The organism is Mucilaginibacter sp. P4_E8, assembly GCF_056401495.1.
Genome location: NZ_JBFUJG010000270.1, coordinates 1 through 3,502 on the forward strand (window position 1 = coordinate 1; position 3,502 = coordinate 3,502).

Below are 3,502 nucleotides of genomic sequence, written 5' to 3' on the forward strand. Positions count from 1 at the left end.
TATTAGTATTCATTGTTTACTAAAATCACTATTAAATGAAAACACTATCAAAACTAATAGCTACAGCGTTCATCGGCGCAGCTGTCTTTTTTACAACAAATGTAAAGGCCCAAACCACTCCTGCCAATGCTTTTCGCTTAGGTTTAGGTGTTGAAACAGGTATTCCAACAGGTGTTGCACGTCTCGGAACCAATTTTACATTAGGTGGTACAGCCCGTTTGCAATATGGTATTAGCAACAGTTTTGCAGTTACACTTGCTGCCGGGGGGTATCACTTTTTTCCTAAAATGATCCCTGGACAAGATAGGAGATATCAGAGCTACGGCGAAATCCCGATCAAAGTTGGTATTAAAGAGTTTTTTGTGCCAAACATATATTTTGCCGGAGAAGCCGGTGTTGCTTTTGAGAAGTTGGAACAAGGCTGGGGACCGCACAGGCTGGATTTGTCGCCAGGCATAGGATATGCTAATGAAAAATGGGACGTTGGCGTTCGTTATGAAAACTTTTCAAGGAGCGAAGATCATTTTGGTATGGTGGGCTTACGCATAGCCTACGGATTTGGATTATAAAACCAGATAATCTGAAAAAACAAAAAAAGGCAAATGGTCATTTGATCATTTGCCTTTTTTTGTTGGTACTAATACATACTATGCTGCTGAGGTATCCCTCAAACATAAAAGTTATGTATCTGTAATTTAGGATAGGTACTAATGGCATATGTTGAGCTTTCGTGCATACTGTGACCACACACAAGGCTCGGATTTACAGCACAGAGGGTGGTTTACATAAGTTTGCAAGGTTTATTAACCTTTACTGCACTTTCAATGAAGGATCGGCTTGCGCCGGCTTTCTTTTTATCCTTCTAAATACTTATGGGATTATACAGAGGAAATAAAAAAGGCAAATGATAATTTTATCATTTGCCTTTTTTATAAATATATGGATCTGATATTTAGTTGCTTGAGTTGATAAGCTTACCAATATGGCTTTTAACTATTATTTGGTAACGGGAACATTCAGGTCAATAGTAACCTCGTCTGGTGTGCCGCTACGGGTGACGTTAAAATCTTTGGGCAAAAATTTAAACTCGCCTTTAAAAACCCCTTCATTGCCTTTATCTTCAAAAGTAAAATGAATAGTAACCTGTTTGGTAACACCCTTCAGCGTAAGTTTACCAACAGCCTGGTAAGCATTGGCACTTTTACTAACCGATGTTGCTACAAATGAAATGGTTGGATAGTCGTCTGCATCTATAGCAGATTTGGCATGCATGTTTTTTATAAAAAAACCGGTAGCGAGGCTGTTAGCATCAATAGATGCAGAAATTTTTGATTGTTCAGGGTTTTCTTTATCAAATTGGATGTTTGCCTTTAGTGTTTCAAATATCCCATGGATCTTTCCTCCGGAAAATTTTACTTCGTATTGATTAGGTTTTACTTTCCAGGTGGTTAATACCCAGGCAAAAGCCGAAGTGCTGATAATAAGCAGCGTTATTACCGGAAACATGATTTTTTTCATACTGATATGCTTTAAGTGTTTCATAGTTGTGACCTCTTGTTTGGTTAAGAGGTGTTTATATGAATTACGTGGGCTACGGGAAAGAGGTTGCCTTAATGGTAAAAACTTATGCTGATTTTAACCATATTTAACTGCAATAAAAAAGCATTACCTGTTTAGGGGTAATGCTGTATAAAGGTCAGTCAGACCATTTACTAAGCATATCACCAACATATACTTAATTTTTTGCGTGTCAGCAAGGCGAGCAGGTGTTAGTTTATTATTTATTAATAAACCCCTTTAAAGTAAGACACGATACTGTTAAATAATGTAATGAATGATTTAAAGTCGGAGATGAGTTTTAACTCGGGGTGGAAAGGATTAATTATAGTATTTGACAGTCCCCGGGCTTCCTGTTGGAAAACTAAAACGAAAAGTATAAGAAAAAAAATGGAAGTTTTAATAGGTAGCTCCAGCATCATTAGGGGCTTTTTACTGTTCTTAACAGGCTTTCTCTTATTCTTGCGCATTATGGCAAATGTAAGTGGCTAAATCAATGTTGTCAATCCGTGAAAACACCGTATTTTTTATTGACTGTTCGGGTTTTTCATGCACACAAAAAAGCGAACACCCGGACATGTCCATATCGCAATCAGGTTATCGCCCGTTTAGCAATTTTGCAGGTGAAAATAACTTTAAACAAAAATGGGCAAAGGATAATTCCCTTTGCCCGTTTTTGTGTTATTACAAACAACGATTATTTACATTGGTGCAACTGTAGTTGATTTATTGGTATAAGGCCAAATGCCTGGTGAGGGGAAGGATATACCTCTGTTATTACCACGCTGCCCATTATCCTTGCCAAAGTAATATAGCGGCCAGCCCTTGTAAACCAGTTGTGTTTTGCCAAATACAGTAATTATTTCAAACTGGGTTTTATCAAGTATGGATGGTGCATTCTGAACAGTTTTCACTGTATCAATTGGCCAAGCCGCGTTATTGCTAAAATTAGCAGTAGTAAAGTTGTTGGTTTTAAATTTGTCATGGCTAAAAGAATATAAGGTTTGGCCACGGTCGTCGGTAATGTATTGGGTTACTTGCAGGCCCGGTTTAAGCTGGCTGTCATACCTCACACTATCATTGCCAATAAGCTGGCTATTAGCTACCATTACCGTATAATCGGGTTTGGCTACAAACCATGTACTGTCCACACCGTCGCCATTGGTATCGCCGGCTTTAGCATCACTCTGGTAATAATACAATGGCCAGCCCTTGTAAGTAGTTTGTTTTGAACCATCGGCACGGGTAATGGTTCCGAAATCTTTAGTATCAAGACCATTGCCTAAAGTTAAGTTTGCCTGGTAAAATGTAGGCCATACTACAGAGCAGCCACCGTTGCATCCCGAGTTTCCGTTGGCATCAATTGCAAAAAAGTAAAGTGTTTTTCCTTTTGCATCGGTCATAATATTACCAAACTTTGAATTTGTAGCTAATTTAACAGCATTGCCTTGAGTTTGGTCGGGGTTAATTTTGTGATCTTTTTTACATGACCAGCTGGCAAACATTACGGCGATACCAGCAATTACGAGAGGTAGGTTTTTCTTAGGTTTCATTTTGATTGAACTATTGGTTAATAATAGGTTAGTATAACTCCAATACGTTTTGAAACCAATATTTGGTTGCCTGCCATAAAAAATAATATCAATAAAAAATAATATAATCTTACTGTAAAATTTAGTTTCTGATTGCGGTTGTCTACCTACCCGATTGACCGTTTTTTAACGACATTTATTCTTGCATTTTAAGCGTTGCAATTTTGCTATTTGGTTAACAATGAGCACTTCTCTTTAAACAATACCCTGGATGTGAAACGGTATTCCTGTTATTGCATACGGTATTAAAAATGCGTCCTGTAAATAGTTTTGATAAACGGTTAAGGGGTTTAATTATATCTTTATTCAGAAATTTTTAAAAATCTTGTAATATCATTTCGGTTATTGCATAT

General features: G+C 37.4%; 3 protein-coding genes. 1 reads left to right on the forward strand and 2 read right to left on the reverse strand.

Features of this window, described 5'->3' with window-relative positions; genetic code table 11:
- Window positions 1–35 precede the first annotated feature (35 nt).
- Window positions 36–569 (forward strand): hypothetical protein, encoded by a 534-nt coding sequence (locus AC1DRQ_RS30220; protein ID WP_477429641.1) that lies wholly within the window; start codon window positions 36–38, stop codon window positions 567–569.
- A gap of 427 nt (window positions 570–996) precedes the next feature.
- On the opposite strand, the gene AC1DRQ_RS30225 is transcribed toward AC1DRQ_RS30220, so the two are convergent.
- Together AC1DRQ_RS30225 and AC1DRQ_RS30230 are read right to left on the reverse strand one after the other, a co-directional pair.
- The gene (locus AC1DRQ_RS30225; RefSeq protein ID WP_477429643.1) at window positions 997–1,518 is read right to left on the reverse strand and encodes a YceI family protein; all 522 of its coding nucleotides are present in this window, start codon (window positions 1,516–1,518) and stop codon (window positions 997–999) included.
- A 740-nt stretch (window positions 1,519–2,258) separates the two neighbouring features.
- Window positions 2,259–3,110 (reverse strand): hypothetical protein, encoded by an 852-nt coding sequence (locus AC1DRQ_RS30230; RefSeq protein WP_477429645.1) that lies wholly within the window; start codon window positions 3,108–3,110, stop codon window positions 2,259–2,261.
- Between the last annotated feature and the right edge of the window lie 392 nt (window positions 3,111–3,502).

Coding starts and splice junctions, on each gene's coding strand:
- AC1DRQ_RS30220 (WP_477429641.1), top strand. CDS start 36: ATGAAAACACTATCAAAACTAATAGCTACAGCGTTCATCGGCGCAGCT.
- AC1DRQ_RS30225 (WP_477429643.1), bottom strand. CDS start 1,518: ATGAAAAAAATCATGTTTCCGGTAATAACGCTGCTTATTATCAGCACT.
- AC1DRQ_RS30230 (WP_477429645.1), bottom strand. CDS start 3,110: ATGAAACCTAAGAAAAACCTACCTCTCGTAATTGCTGGTATCGCCGTA.